An 18,551-nucleotide genomic window follows, 5' to 3' on the forward strand; every position below is an offset into this window, starting at 1 on the left:
CGGCGCTGGCGAAGACGCTGCGTGACTGGGTCGGCAAGCAGATCGGGCCGATCGCGAAGCCGAAGGACATCCGCTTCGGCGACAACCTGCCGAAGACGCGCTCGGGCAAGATCATGCGGCGCCTGCTCCGTTCGCTCGCGAAGGGCGAAGCGATCACGCAGGACACGTCCACGCTCGAGAACCCGGCCATCCTCGAGCAGCTCGCCGAAGTGCGCTGATCGTACCGGTTGCGCATCACGCGCACGAGCCCCTGCGCGGCAATCCCGATTGCCCGCGCAGGGGCTTTTTGTTACATAACGGCATGACCGTTCCAACCCGTCCCGCGCCTGCCGCGCCGCCCCCCGTTCCCGAGCCGCTCGCACGCGCCCACGCACGCTACTGGCGCTTCAACGTCGCGCTGATCGCGGTGCTGATGGTGATCGGCTTTTCGGTATCGTTCATCGTGCCGTTCTTCGGGCCCGCGCTCGCCAGGATCCGTTTCGCCGGGTTCAGCCTGCCGTTCTACGTCGGCGCGCAGGGCGCGATTCTCGTGTATCTCGTGCTGATCGTCGTCTATATCGGGCTGATGCAACGCGCGGACCGCACGCTGCGCCGTGCGTACGACGATCATGCGGCACGCGCCGGCCTTGCGAACGGCGGGCGCTGATCCATGCTGACGCACCGACTGATCCGCGCCTACGCGCTCTACACGCTGGGATTTCTCGGCTTCGTGCTGCTGATGTGGCGGATCGAGCGGGCCACCGGCTCCGGCGTCTGGATCGGCTACGTGTTCCTGTTCGTGCCGATCGCCGTGTATGCGGTGATCGGGCTGCTGTCGCGCACGTCCGATCTCGTCGAATACTACGTGGCCGGGCGGCGCGTGCCGTCTGCCTTCAACGGGATGGCGACCGCGGCCGACTGGCTGTCGGCCGCATCGTTCATCGGCCTGGCCGGATCGCTCTACGCGACCGGCTACGATGCGCTCGCCTACGTGATGGGCTGGACGGGCGGGTTCTGCCTCGTCGCGTTCCTGCTCGCGCCTTATGTGCGCAAGCTCGCGCGCTACACGATTCCCGATTTCCTCGGTACGCGCTTTTCGAGTACGGCCGTGCGCGCGCTGGCGGCCGGTGCGGCGATCCTGTGTTCGTTCGTGTACCTGGTCGCTCAGATCCAGGGGATCGGCCTGATCGCGACGCGCTTCATCGGCGTCGATTTCGCGATCGGGATTTTCTGCGGGCTCGCGGGCATCCTCGTGTGCTCGTTTCTCGGCGGGATGCGCGCGGTCACGTGGACGCAGGTCGCGCAGTACATCATCCTGATCAGCGCGATCCTGATCCCGGTGTCGCTGATCGCGATGAAGAACGGGCTCGGCCCCGTGCCGCAGTTCAATTACGGCAAGCTGATGGAGCGCGTCGCGGCGCGCGAGGCGCAGGTGCGCGATGCGTTCGACGAGCAGCAGGTGCGCGACGCGTATCGCCGGCAGGCCGCGGATATCCAGACGCGGCTCGACCGGCTGCCGGCATCCTATGCGGACGCCCGCCGGCATCTCGCCGACCAGCTGGCCGACCTGCGGCGCCACAACGGGCCGCTGCGCGAGATCAGCCTGCGCGAGCGCGAGCTGGCCGACTTCCCGCGCGATCCGGCGGCGGCGCGCGTCGCGTGGACGCAGGCGCGCGACGACCTGCTGGCCCGGGCCGAGCCGCCCGTGCCGATGCATGAGCCGTTTCCCGCCGCGAGCGAAGACGAACGCAAGCCGCGCGAGCGGAATTTCCTTGCGTTGCTGTTGTGCCTGTCGCTCGGCACCGCGAGCCTGCCGCACATCCTGACGCGCTACAACACGACCACGTCGGTCGCGTCCGCACGGCGCTCGGTCGGGTGGACCCTGTTCTTCATCGCGCTGTTCTACCTGAGCGTGCCGGTGCTCGCGGTGCTGATCAAGTACGAGATCCTCGCGAACCTCGTCGGGCGGCCGTTCGCCGAATTGCCGGCGTGGGTCACGCAATGGCATCACTTCGAACCCGACCTGATCAGCGTCGTCGAGGTGATTCGCGACGGCATCGTGCACTGGTCGGAAATCCAGATGCAGCCGGACATGGTCGTGCTGGCCGCGCCGGAGATCGCCGGGCTGCCGTATGTCGTATCGGGGCTGATCGCGGCCGGTGCGCTGGCCGCGGCGCTGTCGACCGCGGACGGGCTGCTGCTGACGATCGCGAACGCGCTGTCGCACGACGTCTATTACTGCATGGTCGCGCCCGATGCATCGAGCCAGCGGCGCGTGACGATCTCGAAGGTGCTGCTGCTCGGTGTCGCGCTGTTCGCGTCGTATGTCGCGTCGCTCAATACCGGGAAGATCCTGTTTCTCGTCGGCGCCGCGTTTTCGCTGGCGGCCTCGAGCTTCTTTCCGGTGCTCGTGCTCGGCGTGTTCTGGAAGCGCACGACGACGCGTGGCGCGATCGCGGGGATGGTGACCGGGCTCGCGGTGTGCGTGTACTACATCGTGTCGACCTATCCGTACTTCACGCAGCTGACGGGGTTCGCGGGGAGCACGTGGTTCGGGATCGAGCCGATCAGCTCGGGGGTGTTCGGGGTGCCGGCGGGTTTTGCCGTGGCGATCGTGGTGAGTTTGTGCGATCGAAAGCCGGATGAATATACGCGGGCGCTGGTGGATTACATCCGGCATCCGTGACGCGAGTGTCGTCCGGCATTGCTCGAGTGCCGGGCCGCGTCCGTGTTGGCGCCAGGACGGGTGGGTCAGAGCGCTGAAATGCCGAGCTCGGCCCCCTTGGTTGTCTGCACCCGGCTGAAATCACAGCTTCCATCCGTTACCCCTTTCGCGTTCGGGATGGCGACGCAGACATAGGCACGGATGCCATGCGGCAAGGCCACGTGGCGGAACTCGCCAACCTTGATCGTCGCGACCCGATCGACGGCAAATCGATCGTTGATCGGTGTCACGCCGGGCGGGATCGACATGGTGACTTCCGACGTGGCGTTCCCGGCTTGCGATGTCAGCGTCTGGCTGCTGCCGATCTCTCCGTTGACCGAAAAGCGTATCGCTGCCTGTCCCTCGGACACGCGCTGGACCGTGACCGCGAGCGTCGGCTTGGCAATTCCCGCCGCGCATTTGCTGGCGGCGCATTCGCGAACGGAAAGCAGCGTGCGAAATGGGGATGCGGGCTGACCGATGACCGACAGGTCGGTCGACGATCCGCCGTCGCGCAGCGATTTTTCGAGCGGCGGGGGAGCGGTCACCGCGACGGTGGTGCTGATCGACGCGGGCGAAAATGCCGTCGCGCAAGCGGACAGCATCGTCGCAGCAATAGCCATCGTGGCGAACCGTGGACTCAATCGCATGGATCTGACTCGCGGTGATGAAACCCTGGATATCGTCAGGAGAATACACATCTTTAGCGTGCGGTGTTCGGGAGTTGCGGTGCGCCGCACGCTCAGATCGAGCAGGGAAGCGGGCCGGCTGCGCACGGCCCGAGCCGCTTCCTGGTGATCAGTTTGAACCGAATTTGTCGATCGGCAGATTGACTGCGCTCAGCTTCCAGGACCAGAGGCCGTCACGCTTGAGGATGAATGTCACCTCGTCGTCCGTTCCTTTTCGCGCAGTTGCGGTGACGGTCGACCAGTTCTTGTAGCCGGCCGAATAGTCGGCTTTCGGTTTGCTGTTCGATGTTTGCGGCGCGGTGCCGCCGTCGGACGCCGATTGGGCCGTTTCCGATGGTTCGGGAGAGGAGGCCTGCACGCTGGAGCGTGCAGGCTTGGCTGCGCCCTGGGCCATCATGGTCATGACGCCCGCCGGAGTAACCATCGTGTCGATGGCCTGATTCACGAAACCCATCGCCATCACCATTCCCAGATCGGCGAATGGATTGCCGTTCATCTCGGGGGAATTCGCCATTTTCGCCTGCATCATGGTTATGAGTTGCGCACGCAGGCTTTCTCGCATCGATGGAAAATCGACATGGGAAGAAAATGAGTCGGCATCGTTGTCGGCCAGGGCCGATCGCATCTGATACAGGGTGATGTACGGGCTCGCATAACTGGACGCCACGCCCGCAGCTATTGCGATCCCGGCGATCGCCAGCAGTTTTTTCTTTTTCATGGTCTCTACACGCGTTCATATTGTTTATCGGGGCGTTATTTTAACGGTCGCATGCCAGGAATTTGAGGGGCCGACAATCCGCGATGCGGATTTACGATCGTTATGCGATTTTGAATGACGGACTGAATGGGCGTCGTCGGGCCAAAAAAAGGCAATGCTGCGACGAGAAACGCATTGAATTGCCTGGCCGTCGCCCGCGCTTGATGCCTGATGACGGAAATCGAGGTGAAGCGCCTGATGGCGAGCGTGTCTGCGTAGCGCGCATCGGGGGCGCGGACAATGGTCGCCGCACCGACGATCCGCGGACGCTTCAGCGTGCAGAAATGAAAAACGGGCCAAGCGCCCGTTTTTGCGGATGTCCGGGGATTCGCCCACACGAGCGCGGGCCGCGGATTCGCTTGCAGGCGAATCCCTTCGAATCCCCCGCGCCGGCCGGCCTGTCGGCTGGCTTCTCCCCGGAAACGAAAATGCCCGCTGGCGCGGGCATTTTTGAATACTGGCGGAGAGAGGGGGATTCGAACCCCCGATAGGCGATTAACCTATACACGCTTTCCAGGCGTGCGACTTAAACCACTCATCCATCTCTCCGGAAGACCGAGAGTATAGCAAACTCTGGGGGCAGTCCGCCACTCCGTCCGACGATCCATGCAAATCGGACGGGGCGCGAGGTCGGCGGCCCGCCAGACAACCGTCGAGCGGGCGGTTGCGCCATCATGCAATCATGCTCCGTCCGCCTGCATTTTCCAGCCCTTCGTTCAACAGGAACGCCCCGCCATGTCGCTGTCCGCCTTGCTCGCTTTTGCCCTGATCCTGTCCGTCGGCGTCGCGACGCCCGGCCCGACGGTGTTGCTCGCGATGAGCAACGGCTCGCGATACGGGTTGCGTCACGCGATGGTCGGCATGCTGGGGGCGGTCACGGCCGATGTCGTGCTCGTTGCGCTGGTCGGGTGCGGTCTCGGGATGCTGCTCGACGCGTCGGAAACGGCATTCGTCACGCTGAAGCTGGCCGGCGCGGCGTGGCTCGCCTATGTCGGCGTGCGGATGCTGCTGTCTTCCGGCGGGTCCACCGCTGCGCAGGCGCTCGATCACGCGACGCCCGATCGCCGGACTGCATTCCTGAAGAGCTTTTTCGTCGCGATGAGCAACCCGAAGTACTACCTGTTCATGTCCGCGCTGCTGCCGCAGTTCGTCGACCGGTCGCATGCGATCGCGCCGCAGTACGCGATCCTCGCGGCGACGATCGTCGCGATCGACGTTATCGGGATGACCGGCTATGCACTGCTTGGCGTGCATTCGGTGCGCGTGTGGAAGGCCGCGGGGGAGAAGTGGCTGAACCGCGTCAGCGGGTCGCTGCTGCTGATGCTCGCGGGCTACGTCGCGCTGTATCGCAAGACCACGAGCTGACGCGGCGATGCATCGGGAACATACTTCTCGCCAACTGGCCCGGCGATGAAGCCGATCGAGCGCTTCACGCTCGAAACGCACGACGGTCCGTATGAAACGTGGCCGTCACGCACCCATGTGCTCGTGAACGGCGAACGTTGCGGCCTCACCGTTTCCGGCTATGTGCTGCTTCGTCAGTTCGAGACGCCGGACGCCTATCTGCTCGTCACCGACTACGACTGCCTGTTCGAGGAGGCCGTCACGTTCACGCTCGTGTCGAAGGATCCGTTGAAGGAACTCGCGCGGCGCACGGTCGGCGCGATGTACGCGTCGTGCCATCTGGACGACATGACGTGGGCCGACGACCGGCATTTCAGCGCGACGTTCGTGGACATCGAAGGGCGGTGGGATTTCACGATTCGTGACCGATCGGTGCCGTTCGTGTTGCCGCGGTTAGGCATGCGGCAGGTGCCGGCCGGCGCGACACCATGACGACGACCGGGCGTTGCCGGACGAGATGTGGTCAATTCGAAAGATTGTGAAATTTTAAATCCGGCTGGAAGCATTACACAAAGCGCTCTAAAACCTTTCAAAATTTCGTCACTCGCCTGACAAATTTGATATGCTCGCGAAAAAAACAGGCGGGCGGCACTCCCAGGACGGACCAGCGGGCGTGATTGCCCGGTGAACAACGAAGTAAAACAAAATCCTGAGAGTCACGCTGTGAATACAGCCGAATTGCTACGCACATTTGCGTCCGGGGTGGTCGATCAGAACAATCGACCGGTTCGCATGAACTGGGGGCCTGCCCAGAAGACGCTCGAGCAGGTGCTCGCGCTCCAGTATGCCGACATCCGGGAAGGGTTGATGACGGGCATCGAGGGGCATCTGACCTGCGTGTCCGCGCGGGCCGATCTCCCGATCCGCAGCTTCATAGGGCTACCGGTTTCCGTCGAGATGACGACCGATCGCGGGCGTCTCCATACCGTCAACGGCATCGTCACCGACGTCCGCACCGGACAGTCGGACGGTTCGCTCACCTGCTATCAGTTGACGATTCGCGACGTGCTGTCGGTGATGGAGCGGCGAACCAATTCACGACTGTTCCGCACCAAGAACCTGCCCGACATCCTCGGCGTGCTGCTCCAGGAGTGGCGCCAGCGCAGCTCGGCGCTGGCGGGCGCATTCGAATTCGACCTGTCCGGCCTGCAAGGCGAACGCTACCCGGCGCGTGAACTCACGCGGCAGGTCAACGAGTCGGACGCGCACTTCATCCGGCGGCTGCTGCGGCGCGACGGTGCGACCGTCTTCGTCAAGGCAGGCAAGGCCGGCGAGCGGGCGAACGGCAACGCGAACGACACGCCGGTTCATACGCTGGTCTTTGCCGACGATTCGATGAAGTTGCCCGAGACGGTTGCCGGGACCGTTCGCTATCACCGTGATGCCGCCACCGAAGAGCGCGACTCGATCACGCTGTGGGCGACGAGCCGCAGCCTGATTCCGGGCAAGATCGTCCGGCCGACATGGGATTACAAGACCGGCCGGATGTCGCAAACCGAACAGGCGACGATCGTCGACCAGGGCGACGGCGGCAACGATCTCGGGCATTTGCTGGCCGACAGTGTCATCGATATTCCGCACGCGGGAAATTCGTCGGCCGATCTCGACCGGATCGGCAAGGACCGCATGCTTGCGCACGAACTGCGCGCGGAATCCGTCGACGGTGTGAGCAATGTGCGCGACCTGGCCGTCGGCCACTGGTTTGCGCTTGCCGAGCATCCACAGCTCGACGCATTGCCGGCCGAGCAGCGGCAGTTCGTCGTCACGTCGCTTCATCACCGTGTACGGAACAACCTGCCGAAGGAACTGAACGAGCGCGCGCAGTCGTTGTTCGCGGCAAGCCGCGTGCTGTTCAACGCGGTGCCGACCGACGTGAGCAGCACGCCGGGCGATGAAAACGACAGGCGCTACGAGAACACGTTCTCGTGCGTACGGCGCGGCGTGCCGCTGACCCCGGCCTACGATCCCCATGTCGACCTGCCGGCCGTGCATCCGATGACGGCCGTCGTCGTCGGACCCGACGGGGAAGAAGTGTTCTGCGATGAAATGGGCCGCATCCGGGTGCAGATCCAGGGGTTGAACGCAGACGATCACGCGCATGCGCAGGGCGCCGGAACGAGCGGCACGCCGACAGACAGCGCGCCGGTGCGTGTCGCCTGCGCGCTCGCCGGGCCGAGCTTCGGTGCGAATACCTTGCCGCGCGTCGGCATGGAGGTGCTGATCGGCCATATCGGCGGCGATCCTGATCGGCTCGTCGTGATGGGGGTGCTGGCCAACGGGCCCAACATGCCGGCGACCTTCAGCCACACCGGCGCGCTGCCGGGCAACCGTTATCTGTCCGGCACGAAGACGAAGGAAATCAAGGGGCAGCGGTACAACCAGATCCGCTTCGACGATACGCCGGGGCAAATCAGCAGCCAGCTGGCGAGCGAGCATGCGCATAGCCAGCTGAACCTCGGCTATCTGACGCAGCCGCGCGATAACGGTCAGGGTACGGCGCGCGGCGAGGGCGCCGAGTTGCGCAGCGATGCGCACGTGGCGATTCGCAGCGGCAAGGCGATGCTGATCTCGGCCTGGGAACGGCTGCGCGCGAGCGACGGCCACCTGGCGCGGGACGAGTACCTGCAACTGATGCAGGAGTGCGTCGAGCTGTTCAAGAGTCTCGGCGACTATGCGGGCCAGCATCAGGGCGTGGCGCCCGATACGCAGCCGCACGACGCGCTGATGACGACGGTGAAAGGCTGGCCGAACGGGGAAGCCGCCGGTGGCGGCGAATCGCCAGGCGCATCGATGGCGGCGATCGGCATCACCGCGCCGGCCGGGATCAGCATCGCGACGCCGAAGACTGTCACGACCCATGCGGGCGGCAACGTCGACATCGTCGCGCAGAACCACCTGCAGTACACGAGCGGACAGCGGATCAACCTGCAGGCCGGGCATGGCGTGGCGATGTTTGCACACAGCGAAGGGGTCTCGGCGATCGCCAACCAGGGGAAGGTAGCGCTGCAGAGCCAGAACGACGATACGCAGATCGATTCCGCGAAAAATATCCAGATGACGGCGGGAGGCGGAAAGCTCGCGGGCATGGCCAGCGAGCAGGTCGTGTTCGTGACGTCGGGCGGCGCGTATCTGAAGCTGCAGGGCGGAGATATCGAGCTCGGGTGTCCGGGGAGTTTCACCGTCAAGTCCGCGTCACATACATGGGCCGGGCCGGCGAGCATGAGCACCGATTTCCCGAAGTTCGACCAGGGTTCGCTGGGGCGGGTGCCGAAGCTGGTTCGGGCGACCGACGGGCAGCCGGTCGAAGGGATGGAAGCCGAGGTGCGCAAGGCATCGGGCGAGTTGATCAAGGGGAAGACCGACGCGCAAGGCAAGCTGGCGCCGGTCAGCAGCGATCAGTTCGAACAATTGGCGGTGCGCTTCTTCAAGTCGAGAACCTGAGCTGAGTCTTCAAGAAAAACAACATGTTCAACTACAACTTTTCGCAGAACCCGGACGACCCGTCGAAGATGGCGGTGGGTGGTGGAGCGGGGACGACGCTGTTCAACCGGGACGATCTCCAATGCGTGATGCAGATGCCGCTGCCGGGCGTCGTCATTTTCGTTCACGGGGTGAATTCGGAGGGCGAGTGGTTCAAGGACGCCGAGGAAGGGCTGTGCGCTGGATTGAACCGGCGCATGGGGCGGTATGACGATCAACTGTTCCATTTTGGGCCGGTGGCCGGGCAGATGACGCCGGTCAGCTATATCGAAAGCCTGACACCTGACGGATTTCTGAATCCGGAAATGTCCTCGCAGACGTACATCAAGTCCGATCCGTCTTTTTCGCCTGTCATTCACTTCCGGTGGGGCTACTCAGCGAATGCTGACGAGCTGAAGAAGTATGGCGACAAGATCATGCTCAACGAGAACAATTATTGGGGCGGCGGGCCGTTCGCGGGCGGGTGTTCGAGTCTGCCGGATCTGTGGAATGACGGGTTGCACGACCGGCTTTTTCTGTGGCTGACCGTCCAGCACATGAATTCGATCGGCAATCGCAAGATCTATTCGACACCGCCGCGCGCTTATGGCGTGCTGGGTGCACTGCGACTTGCGCGCCTGGTCGAATGGATCCGCAAGCGGCAGGCCGACGTGCCGATCACGATCGTGTGCCACAGCCAGGGAAACATGATCGGGCTCGCCGCTGCATTCCTTGGCGACCGGTTGCAGGAGGTGACGGATCAGTGGGGCAAGACAGGACGCTGCGTCGCGGACACTTATGTTCTCGCCAATCCGCCGTACAGCCTAGTGGAGGGCAACTTCACCGATACCTGGGCACAGCGCGGGGTACGCGACAAGAACGGGCACGTGGGGCGCGAGACCTATGTCGCACGCAAGGAAACGCTGAGGGAGTACTTCGATATCCTGCGCGCTCGAGCCGATCTGGAGATGCCTGCAGAGGATCTCGATCGGGCAATGGAAAACGCAAGGCCGTCGAAGAACGGGGGTAAGCCGTATAGCGCTGCCAAAGATCGGGAGGCGCACGGGTTGTACGGGACAAACACCTACGGAAGAGTGACGCTGTACTGCTGCCCGCATGATCAGGTCATTTCAGCTCTGACCGTTCAAGGGATCGGCTGGCGCGGCATGAGTATTGAAGAGATCAGTGCGACGAACGCATGGGGTGTTTTCTCGCAACGCGTGTTCGCGTCGAATTTCGAAGTCGGCGGTGACAACAAGCTATACCGGTATTGGGAGGATGACTGGCGTAGCAGCAAGAACAAAACGGAGGGTTTTTGGTATCCGCCATCACCGCCCGCGCGGTACGGGTTTGCGCGAGGCATGCATTCCAATGAAGGGTGGATCGCGAAGTTTTTCACGTTTGTAACGAGCCCGGCCGTTTACCTGTTCAACTTGTCGGACATGGAGGTCAATGCCCTGCCTCCGGAAAAATGGGAAATCCCGATTACCGCACCGATGCTCGACAAGGAAACGCGCTTCTTTCCAAAGGCGTTGCGCTATGGCGAGCCATCGGGTGCGCGCGATGCGAACGGGAAACAGCTCGAAGGAGGAGACTTCAACGAGGGCTACGATCCGCCGTCGGCTGGGCTCGATGCAAACAAGAAGAACAAGCGGGATGACGATCCGTACGACAACTTCGACAAACAGTCGGAAAAATTCGCCACTCCTGAGGGAGACGCGCTGAAAGCGAAGGGCAACGCCGCATCCGAGGCTGCGCAGCGATACGAGGATCATTCTATTCTCCGGATGGAAGCGCGAAGATCAGGGAACCGCCGCTGGGTCAACGAGGCAGGAAAAGTGATCGGAGAGGACAATCCGGACGCAGCGAGCGCTGATTACATCGAATGGAGAAACAAGGAGATCTTCGCGATCCTGAACGGAGGGGACAAGAACAACCCCACCAACCATTCGACCATCATGACCAACAAGGACCATGCTGAGAGGGCACTGGCCTATGATGTGGCGATTGGCCTTTGTTATCTGACAGAAGATGACTTTGAGAATGCAAGACTTCAGGCCGACTGGCGATTCGCCGGCGAAGTAATGAAGGGTGATCCGAATTTTAAGTTGGCTGATTATATAAACACCGGAAAGTATGGCGATCTATTTTTACATGAGTGGGCAAATAAAGATGAGCATGCAAAGATGCCGCCAAAAATATATGACGAGCGAGATGGCGGATTTTTCCTGAAGTTGGGAGGAATTTTATGAGAGCGGTCATTGCCACTTGGCCGCGTCGGGTCGGCCTTGCTGGTCTTGCATTGTTCCTTGCTTCAGGGGCATCGTTTTTGATATTGATTTCGTCCGGCAAGCCGGCGGGAGAGTTATTGAGTATGGGTAATCTGATGAAACGACTGGTGCTGGTCCCTGGCCTCGTGGCAGTCATGGTGTTTGCATTTGCAACGGTGATTGCAACTCCACGCGCAGTCGCTGCATCGTCGGCCGATAAGGCAATCCCGATTGCTGGAACTGGTTCATCCAAACCCTTCGTTGCTCAGGTCGTGGGGCTAGGCTGGATGAATCCGCTTCAACGCAGGGATTACCCTACCGAGTGGCAAATATTGTGGACACTCGGTCTGGTCAAGCCGAACGTCAACGATGATATGGTTCGAACGAATCCGAGTAAATATTCGACGTTGCAGCCAATTTCCATTGTTGCGGATGGTCGTCGTGGGCGCGAATCTTTTTCTGGTTTTTATGAGAAATATGTCGATAAACTTCTGATACTCTTCCGTGTGCCGTATTTTACTGGCGAAGGTTATTTTTATACAGTCAGCCCGAGCGAGCAACGAAAGTGGCGAGAGTTGGCAGGCATGCATGTCGAGCTGGCAGTTCCTTCTGGCCGAGTTGATCCTGCGTCGGCTGGCTCCTATCTGCGCGACCGCATCGTTACCATCTTCGAAATCGGTAATCCCTCCGCGAAAAATCTTTGGACCCGTGATACGCCACCCGACGTACACGTGACGGCAGGGCAAGGGAATGCTGGTTTTACGTCATTGAACGCAGCGCTGGACTATCTGGCGGCACATCCGGACAAAAGCGCGTGGGTAATGAATTGGGATGCGCCGAACTTTCCGCCGCAAGATGGACAGATCAACGAGAACATGGTGGTGCTGTTTCTGGCTGGCCCGGATATGAAGACCGAGCGTGAGCCGCTTGCCTGGATCGGCAAGGCTGCACGAGGCAACATCAAGGATTTCGAGGCGAAGCAAGGCGCGAGCCGCGCGGTACAGGCATGGAAGTCGACAATCGACACGGCGGCGAGCAATGCGGGTGTGCCCGTGTCGTCGTTGAATTTCGTCGTGCACGACGCAGGAAAGGGCAGCGATGCTGCATCGACGCGGATCGCCTCGCTGTCGCAAACGCTGACGGACGTGTTGCCGGAATACGACTTCCGTACGCAGACTTTCAACACATCAGCGTTGCTCGGCGACATGGGCGCTGGCGCGGCGCTGACGGATGTCGTACTCGCGATAGGCCGAGCGAATCACCTCGGCGGAAACGTGCTCGTTGCAGGAACGACCGACAGCGAGCATCCGACCGCGGTGGTTGTCGTCGCCCCTTCGAAATTGACGCCGATCGACTCCAGCAAGAACTGGTTCCGCGCACGTGGCGGAAACAGTGCGTACCTGCCTTGGTGGGGGCGCCGTCACGATTCGGGCCCGACGACACAAGGCTATTCGGAATAAGGAGCCCGCATGCGCGGCATCATTCGGGTCGGCGACGCGACGAGCCACGGCGGCCAGGTCGTGACCGGGAGTGCGGTCAGTGAAGTGATGGGGCGGCCGGTCGCCCGACTCGGCGACACGTGCGTCTGCCCGATTTCGGGGCATCAGGCCTGCTTTATCGCCGAAGGCGATCCGCAGGTGATCGTCGACGGAAAACCCGCGGCGTTCGATGGTCACAAGACTTCGTGTGGCGCGACGCTGATTTCGAGTCTGGCGTCGTCCGGGCGGGAATGAGTCGTTGGGACGATTGTCACGACGTACTCGCCATTGGGAATGAAGACGGGGGTTCCGGTTCCGGCCGGGCTCCGGTGCCTGCTGGTCGACAGCCAACGCATTGCTGACCGGCTTGATCGGGAATATTCATGTCCCGTCTCACTCTTGTCAGACACGTCGAATCCGTTGTGATCGCGGCAGCGACAATCCTGTTGGTCTTGCCAGTGCGTGCGGAGATGAACGCCGCCTCGACGCAAGCCGTCGAGGGCGCATCCGCAGTGCCGTTCGTGGCCCAGGTCGTCGGACTTGCATGGCTCAATCCGCTGCAACGGCGCGACTATCCGACAGAGCGGCAAATGCAGTGGACGCTCGGGCTGGTCAAGCCAAATTTGCGCGGCGAGATTGCAAGCATGTTCGAAATCGGCAACCCGTCCGCAAAAGATCTATGGAGCCGCGATACGCCACCCGATGTCCACGTGACGTCAGGTCAAGGCAACGCCGGCTTCACGTCGCTGAACGCCGCACTGGATTATCTGGCCGCTCACCCCGACAAAAGCATCTGGGTGATGAACTGGGACGCGCCGAGCTTTCCGCCGCAGGACGAACAGACCAACGAGAACATGGTGCTGCTGTTCCTCGCCGGCCCGAATCTGAAGACCGAGCGCGAACCACTGGCCTGGATCGGCAAGGCCGCACGAAGCAACATCGACGATTTCGAGACGAAGCGAGGCATGAGCCGCGTGGTGCAGGCATCGGCGTCGACGATCGACGCGGCGGCGAGCAACGCAGGCGTCACGGTCTCGTCACTGAATTACGTCATTCACGACGCTGGCAAGGGCAACGATGCCGCGTCGACAAGGGCCGCCGTGCTGTCGCGATCACTGACCGAGGTGCGGCCGGAATACGACCTTCGTGCACAGACCTTCAATACGTCGGCATTGCTCGGTGACATGGGTGCCGGCGCGGCCTTGACCGATGTCGCGTTGGCGATCGGCCGAGCGAAGCACCTCGGCGGAAACGTGCTCGTGGCGGGAACGACCGACACCGAGCATCCGACGGCGGTGGTGGTGGCCGCACCGTCGAAGCTGACGCCGATCGACACCAGCAAGAACTGGTTCCGTGCACGCGGTGAAAACAACGCGTGCTTGCCGTGGTGGGGCCGTCGTCATGATGCACGTCCGGCGTCGCAGGGCTATTCGGAGTAGAACCCGCCACAGGACGATTGTCGCCATGCATTGCGCGTCTGCATGACTGACTTCGGCGGATTTACCGCCGCCCGATGCGTCGCGACAATGGTTCTTCGCCGCATTAAGCCATCTGTAACAATCAGTGGAATGGCAAGAGGCAAATTCTTTCAAAATACTTTCTAATGCCCGCTGCCTACGTTTCCCGAAAATCGCCGGTTCACGCTCCATCAAGGCATTTGTCCTCACGTCACCGGGAGCCGTATCGAGACTTCCATCGTATACATTACAAAGCGTATGGATATTGAAAGATTAACGTCTCTTGACGCACCGCGTCGTCGCCATTTATTGTCCGTCTGCCGCCCGTGAGAGAGCACGGCGGCAATCGCGGATGCGCGCCTCACGCGCATGACAACACGCAGCAGAAAGCAGAAAAGGAAACGTGGTAGCCACATGAAGCCGCTATTCGACGACAAGAACTCCGATGCGGTCAGCGATCGTCCTTCCACCCCGTCTTCGTCACCCGTTGCAGCGCCCGTCACCGTGCCTGCCGCTGCCGTTGCCGTGCCGGCACCACGCCCGACCGAGAACGTCCGCCTGATCACCGTCGACGAGATCGACCAGCTCGGCGCGACACAGGGCACACGGATCGCCGCCTTCTCCCAGCAGATTCTCGCAAGCGTCCGCGCGTCGGATGCCGACCAGTTCGGCGACAAGCTCAACGAACTGATCGCGACCGCGAAGGGGCTCGACCCGCGCGGCGCCGACAAGGGCGGGCTGCTCACGCAGGTCACGCGGCTGTTCCGCTCGACCAAGGAAAAGCTGCTGTCGCAATACGAGTCGGTGAGCAAGCGGATGGACACGCTCGTCGTCGAGCTCGAGCACCATGCGCAGCGCCAGAAGGCCGGCATCGACGAGCTCGAGCGGATGTACAACGACAACTACGCGCTGCACCAGGCGCTCGCGCAGTCGAAGGCGCACGGCGAAACGGCGCTCGCGACGCTGCGTGCGCATCTCGCGGCCGGCCAGCAGCCGTTGGACGACGCGTTCGCCGCACAGCGCCTGCTCGACGTGAAGCGCACGGTCGACGCGCTCGAAAGCAAGCTCGATGACCTCGACCGCGCGATGCTGATGTCGAAGCAGCTCGCGCCGCAGATCCGGATGGAGCAGGACCAGAAACGCACGCTGACGTCGAAGTTCATGACGATCAAGACCGTGCTGATCCCCGCGTGGACCAACGCGTTCGCGCTCTACCTCGAGCAGCTCAGCACGAAGCGCGCGGCGGCGCTCGCCAATGCGACGTACGACGCGGCCGACGAGGCGATCCGTGCGCAGGCCGACCTGAACCGCCAGAACGCGCAGGAAGTCGCGAAGCTGAGCCAGCGCCCGGTGATCTCGACCGACACGTTCGAATACGCGCAGCAGCAGCTGTTCGGCGCATTCGACGACATCACGCAGATCATCGCCGACGGCCGTCGCCAGCGTGAGCAGGACGCACCGCGCCTGCGCCAGCTCGAACAGGACCTGATCACCCGATTCGCTCCGAAGCACAACTGAAAGAACCGAGAGAACACCGCATGATTACGCTTGAGAAACGCGCGGCGAAGGTCGCGATCGTCCTCGAAAAACGCCAGATCCTGAAGCCGCCCGTCGTGCGCGTCGGGGCGGCGCTCGACATCTCCGGCTCCGCGAAGCCGCTGTACCAGTCGGGCGTGATCCAGGACACGCACGACCGGATCCTCGGCATCGCACTGAAGTTCGACGACAACGGCGAAGTCGATACGTGGACCTTCACCGAAGGCTACGACCGCCTGCCGACCGCGACGCCGGACAACTACGGCTCGTATATCTCCGACCACGTGCTCAATGCACGGATCGACAAGTGGGGCGGCACGCAGTACGCGCCGGTGATGAACGACATCGTCGACTTCTTCTTCCGTGCGCCGGAGCCGTCGCCGAAGCGCGAAGAGAAGCGCGGCTTCCTGAGCCGGCTGTTCGGCGCAGCGGACGAGACGCCCGCGCCGGCCGCCGCCGCGCCGGTGAACGGCCACCTGCCCGCATGGGTGCTGTTCGTCACCGACGGCCAGAACCCGAAGAACGACCGCAAGCGCGTGCGCCAGCTGCTCGCCGAGTCGCAGCACTACCCGCTGTACTGGTCGCTCGTCGGCGTCGGCGATCCGAGTGAGTTCGGCTTCCTCGCGGAAGTCGCGGACGAGATGCCGAACGTCGGCTTCCTGCATCTCGAATCGCTCGACGTCAGCGACGAACAGATCTACGAACAACTGATCACGCAGGAATTCTGCGACTGGGTGCGCGCGAAGTAAGCGCAGCCCGCCCGCCTTTTATCCCGAACTCGATTACCCCCATCATGTTGAAAGACTTCAAGATCCCGTTGTCGCTCACGGTGCTCGCGCTGATCGCGGCCTATCTCCTCGGCGGCGTGAAGGACATGCTGATCGTCGCGGTCCTGTCGGTGCTCGAAATCTCGTTGTCGCTCGACAACGCGGTCGTCAACGCCTCGGTGCTCAAGAACTGGTCGGAGAAGTGGCGCAACCGCTTCATGGTGTTCGGCCTACCGGTCGCGGTGTTCGGCATGCGGCTCGTGTTCCCGCTGCTGATCGTTGCCGTGATCGGCCACATCGGCATGTGGGACGCGCTGAAGCTCGCGATCGAGTCGCCGGCGCAGTACGCGTCGATCCTCACGTCCGCGCATCATCAGGTCTCCGCATTCGGCGGCGCGTTCCTGCTGATGGTGTTCTTCAAATTCATGCTCGACACCGAGAAGGACGAACACTGGATCGGCTTCCTGGAAGGCCCGATGAGCCACCTCGGCCGCATCACGGCGCTGGAAGTGGCGCTGACGCTCGCCATCATCATCGTCGCGTCGCTCTACGTGCCGGCAGCCGAGCAGGTGGCCTTCCTGCTCGCAGGGGCGTTCGGCGTGATCAGCTTCGTGATCGCGCACGGCATCGGCGACCTGATCGGCGGCGAGGAGACGGGCACGCGCGTGGTGCGCGAGGGCGTCGCGGGTTTCATGTATCTCGAAGTGCTCGATTCGTCGTTCAGCTTCGACGGCGTGATCGGCGCATTCGCGCTGTCGAACAACATCTTCCTGATCGCGCTGGGCCTTGGCGTCGGTGCGGCCTATATCCGGGAGATGACGCTCGTGCTGCTGAAGAAGGGCACGCTCGCGCAATACCGTTATCTCGAACACGGCGCGTTCTGGGCAATCGGTGCGCTCGCAACGATCATGTTCCTCGGCGTGAAGTTCGAGGTGCCCGAGGTCATCACCGGCCTGGTCGGTGCGGCGATGATCGCGGCGGCCGTGTGGTCGTCGATCGTCGTGCAACGCAAGGAAGACCGCACGGCTGTAGCGGGCGAGTGAGCCGGCGTCGCGTGCGGGTCCAACACCATCAACGAGGGGCCGCGCAGGGCGGCTCGGCATTGCCGCCGGCGCAACGGCGGTTCCAGCAGAAGAGGTTCAGATGATCAATTTGTCGAAAGGCGGTCGCGTCAATCTGTCGAAGGAAGCGCCCGGCACGCAGAAGTTCCGCATCGGTCTCGGTTGGGATGCGAACGCGACGGACACGGGTACGGACTTCGATCTCGACGTGTCGGTGTTCCTGTGCAAGTACGACGCGCAGAGCAATCCGAAGCTGATCTCGGATCAGCACTTCGTGTTCTACAACAGCGAAGTGCGCACGATGGAGCGCAAGGACACCTTCATCCAGCCGGGCGACGATTTCCCGAAGCGCGGGATGCCCGCGTCGAAGTGCCTGGGTGTCGTGCATAGCGGCGACAACCGCACGGGCAGCGGCGACGGCGACGACGAGGTGATCTTCATCGACATGACGAAGCTGGCCGCGGACATCGAGGAGATCTCGGTGGTCGTGACGATCGACCAGGCTGACGCGCGCCGCCAGAATTTCGGCCAGGTGCGCAACAGCTACATCCAGATCGCCGACGAAGTGTCGGGCGCGGTGATCGCGAAGTACGCGCTCGAGGAAGACTTCTCGATGGAGACGTCGGTGCAGGTCGGCAGCTTCTATCGCCGCGACGGCCACTTCATGTTCAAGGCGGTCGGCGCCGGCTACAACCGTGGCCTGGGCGACTTCGTGCGCGCGTACGGCGGCGCGGTCTGACTGGCGGCAGCCCGGCCGGCGGGGTGCCGCCGCGCCGGGCAGGAAGCAGCGATTCCCGACCCACCTTGATGCCACGCTCGACCACCGCTGGCCCGAGCAGATGATGCATTTTCCGTGTCCCTATTCGGGGCTGACGCAGCCGTACATCCCGTACTAGTGTCGTCACGATATCGGCCTGCGCGCAGCGACGTTCCTCACTTTGGAAGCGCTTGTAATACGCTTGGCGACTGATGCCCATGTATCGGCAGGCT

The 18,551-nt window shown here is 62.6% G+C and carries 16 protein-coding genes, 1 tRNA gene and 2 pseudogenes; 14 read left to right on the forward strand and 5 right to left on the reverse strand.

What is annotated here, in order from left to right; genetic code table 11:
- The 3 genes and pseudogenes from G3N96_RS31905 to G3N96_RS31915 form a co-directional block, all read left to right on the forward strand.
- Positions 1–218: pseudogene (locus tag G3N96_RS31905) on the forward strand (acetyl-coenzyme A synthetase); the annotation flags it as partial.
- An 83-nt stretch (positions 219–301) separates the two neighbouring features.
- Positions 302–646, forward strand: a complete 345-nt coding sequence (locus G3N96_RS31910) for a DUF4212 domain-containing protein (protein ID WP_124585238.1) — start codon at positions 302–304, stop codon at positions 644–646.
- Positions 647–649: 3 nt separating this feature from the next.
- On the forward strand, positions 650–2,665 hold the full coding sequence (locus G3N96_RS31915) for a sodium:solute symporter family protein (RefSeq protein WP_206139664.1): 2,016 nt from the start codon (positions 650–652) through the stop codon (positions 2,663–2,665).
- A 65-nt stretch (positions 2,666–2,730) separates the two neighbouring features.
- Here G3N96_RS31915 and G3N96_RS31920 read toward each other — a convergent pair whose 3' ends face one another.
- From G3N96_RS31920 to G3N96_RS31935, 4 genes are all read right to left on the reverse strand, one after another.
- Positions 2,731–3,306, reverse strand: a complete 576-nt coding sequence (locus tag G3N96_RS31920; RefSeq protein ID WP_241022920.1) for a hypothetical protein — start codon at positions 3,304–3,306, stop codon at positions 2,731–2,733.
- A gap of 175 nt (positions 3,307–3,481) precedes the next feature.
- Positions 3,482–4,090 carry a DUF2939 domain-containing protein gene (locus G3N96_RS31925; RefSeq protein WP_206139665.1) on the reverse strand — a complete coding sequence of 203 codons (609 nt, stop codon included), beginning with the start codon at positions 4,088–4,090 and terminating at the stop codon, positions 3,482–3,484.
- A gap of 35 nt (positions 4,091–4,125) precedes the next feature.
- Complete coding sequence (locus G3N96_RS31930; RefSeq protein WP_206139666.1) at positions 4,126–4,467, reverse strand: hypothetical protein; 342 nt, start codon at positions 4,465–4,467, stop codon at positions 4,126–4,128.
- Between the two features lie 120 nt (positions 4,468–4,587).
- A tRNA-Ser gene (locus tag G3N96_RS31935) sits at positions 4,588–4,678 on the reverse strand.
- Positions 4,679–4,864: 186 nt separating this feature from the next.
- Between G3N96_RS31935 and G3N96_RS31940 the strand changes: the two genes are divergently transcribed.
- The 11 genes from G3N96_RS31940 to G3N96_RS31990 all read left to right on the forward strand — a co-directional run bounded on the left by G3N96_RS31940 (position 4,865) and on the right by G3N96_RS31990 (position 18,300).
- Positions 4,865–5,494, forward strand: a complete 630-nt coding sequence (locus G3N96_RS31940) for a LysE family translocator (protein WP_206139667.1) — start codon at positions 4,865–4,867, stop codon at positions 5,492–5,494.
- Between the two features lie 45 nt (positions 5,495–5,539).
- Positions 5,540–5,965 (forward strand): hypothetical protein, encoded by a 426-nt coding sequence (locus tag G3N96_RS31945; protein WP_206139668.1) that lies wholly within the window; start codon positions 5,540–5,542, stop codon positions 5,963–5,965.
- A gap of 231 nt (positions 5,966–6,196) precedes the next feature.
- Positions 6,197–8,974: a type VI secretion system tip protein VgrG gene (locus G3N96_RS31950; protein WP_206139669.1), complete on the forward strand. Its 2,778-nt coding sequence runs from the start codon at positions 6,197–6,199 to the stop codon at positions 8,972–8,974.
- 23 nt (positions 8,975–8,997) lie between these two features.
- Complete coding sequence (locus G3N96_RS31955) at positions 8,998–11,244, forward strand: hypothetical protein (protein WP_206139670.1); 2,247 nt, start codon at positions 8,998–9,000, stop codon at positions 11,242–11,244.
- The gene (locus G3N96_RS31960; RefSeq protein WP_206139671.1) at positions 11,241–12,722 is read left to right on the forward strand and encodes a virulence factor; all 1,482 of its coding nucleotides are present in this window, start codon (positions 11,241–11,243) and stop codon (positions 12,720–12,722) included. Before G3N96_RS31955 ends, G3N96_RS31960 begins: the two co-directional genes overlap by 4 nt.
- A gap of 9 nt (positions 12,723–12,731) precedes the next feature.
- On the forward strand, positions 12,732–12,995 hold the full coding sequence (locus G3N96_RS31965) for a PAAR domain-containing protein (protein WP_011352637.1): 264 nt from the start codon (positions 12,732–12,734) through the stop codon (positions 12,993–12,995).
- Positions 12,996–13,123: 128 nt separating this feature from the next.
- Positions 13,124–14,179, forward strand: a complete 1,056-nt coding sequence (locus tag G3N96_RS31970) for a virulence factor (protein WP_206139672.1) — start codon at positions 13,124–13,126, stop codon at positions 14,177–14,179.
- A 432-nt stretch (positions 14,180–14,611) separates the two neighbouring features.
- Positions 14,612–15,715 carry a toxic anion resistance protein gene (locus G3N96_RS31975; RefSeq protein WP_206139673.1) on the forward strand — a complete coding sequence of 368 codons (1,104 nt, stop codon included), beginning with the start codon at positions 14,612–14,614 and terminating at the stop codon, positions 15,713–15,715.
- A 20-nt stretch (positions 15,716–15,735) separates the two neighbouring features.
- Positions 15,736–16,482 (forward strand): VWA domain-containing protein, encoded by a 747-nt coding sequence (locus tag G3N96_RS31980; protein WP_206139674.1) that lies wholly within the window; start codon positions 15,736–15,738, stop codon positions 16,480–16,482.
- Positions 16,483–16,526: 44 nt separating this feature from the next.
- Complete coding sequence (locus G3N96_RS31985) at positions 16,527–17,543, forward strand: DUF475 domain-containing protein (RefSeq protein ID WP_089445994.1); 1,017 nt, start codon at positions 16,527–16,529, stop codon at positions 17,541–17,543.
- A gap of 100 nt (positions 17,544–17,643) precedes the next feature.
- Positions 17,644–18,300, forward strand: coding sequence for a TerD family protein (locus G3N96_RS31990; protein WP_124585260.1), 657 nt, complete (start codon positions 17,644–17,646; stop codon positions 18,298–18,300).
- 52 nt (positions 18,301–18,352) lie between these two features.
- On the opposite strand, the pseudogene G3N96_RS31995 reads toward G3N96_RS31990, so the two are convergent.
- Positions 18,353–18,551 (reverse strand): annotated as a pseudogene (locus tag G3N96_RS31995) (IS3 family transposase); the annotation flags it as partial.

The organism is Burkholderia sp. Se-20373, assembly GCF_017104705.1.
Taxonomy (GTDB): domain Bacteria; phylum Pseudomonadota; class Gammaproteobacteria; order Burkholderiales; family Burkholderiaceae; genus Burkholderia.

What these genes read in the sequence shown, in the direction of transcription:
- G3N96_RS31970 (WP_206139672.1), top strand. Translation starts at nt 13,124, where the DNA reads ATGTCCCGTCTCACTCTTGTCAGACACGTCGAATCCGTTGTGATCGCG.
- G3N96_RS31910 (WP_124585238.1), top strand. Translation starts at nt 302, where the DNA reads ATGACCGTTCCAACCCGTCCCGCGCCTGCCGCGCCGCCCCCCGTTCCC.
- G3N96_RS31945 (WP_206139668.1), top strand. Translation starts at nt 5,540, where the DNA reads ATGAAGCCGATCGAGCGCTTCACGCTCGAAACGCACGACGGTCCGTAT.
- G3N96_RS31965 (WP_011352637.1), top strand. Translation starts at nt 12,732, where the DNA reads ATGCGCGGCATCATTCGGGTCGGCGACGCGACGAGCCACGGCGGCCAG.
- G3N96_RS31915 (WP_206139664.1), top strand. Translation starts at nt 650, where the DNA reads ATGCTGACGCACCGACTGATCCGCGCCTACGCGCTCTACACGCTGGGA.
- G3N96_RS31955 (WP_206139670.1), top strand. Translation starts at nt 8,998, where the DNA reads ATGTTCAACTACAACTTTTCGCAGAACCCGGACGACCCGTCGAAGATG.
- G3N96_RS31990 (WP_124585260.1), top strand. Translation starts at nt 17,644, where the DNA reads ATGATCAATTTGTCGAAAGGCGGTCGCGTCAATCTGTCGAAGGAAGCG.
- G3N96_RS31940 (WP_206139667.1), top strand. Translation starts at nt 4,865, where the DNA reads ATGTCGCTGTCCGCCTTGCTCGCTTTTGCCCTGATCCTGTCCGTCGGC.
- G3N96_RS31960 (WP_206139671.1), top strand. Translation starts at nt 11,241, where the DNA reads ATGAGAGCGGTCATTGCCACTTGGCCGCGTCGGGTCGGCCTTGCTGGT.
- G3N96_RS31980 (WP_206139674.1), top strand. Translation starts at nt 15,736, where the DNA reads ATGATTACGCTTGAGAAACGCGCGGCGAAGGTCGCGATCGTCCTCGAA.
- G3N96_RS31920 (WP_241022920.1), bottom strand. Translation starts at nt 3,306, where the DNA reads ATGGCTATTGCTGCGACGATGCTGTCCGCTTGCGCGACGGCATTTTCG.
- G3N96_RS31925 (WP_206139665.1), bottom strand. Translation starts at nt 4,090, where the DNA reads ATGAAAAAGAAAAAACTGCTGGCGATCGCCGGGATCGCAATAGCTGCG.
- G3N96_RS31975 (WP_206139673.1), top strand. Translation starts at nt 14,612, where the DNA reads ATGAAGCCGCTATTCGACGACAAGAACTCCGATGCGGTCAGCGATCGT.
- G3N96_RS31985 (WP_089445994.1), top strand. Translation starts at nt 16,527, where the DNA reads ATGTTGAAAGACTTCAAGATCCCGTTGTCGCTCACGGTGCTCGCGCTG.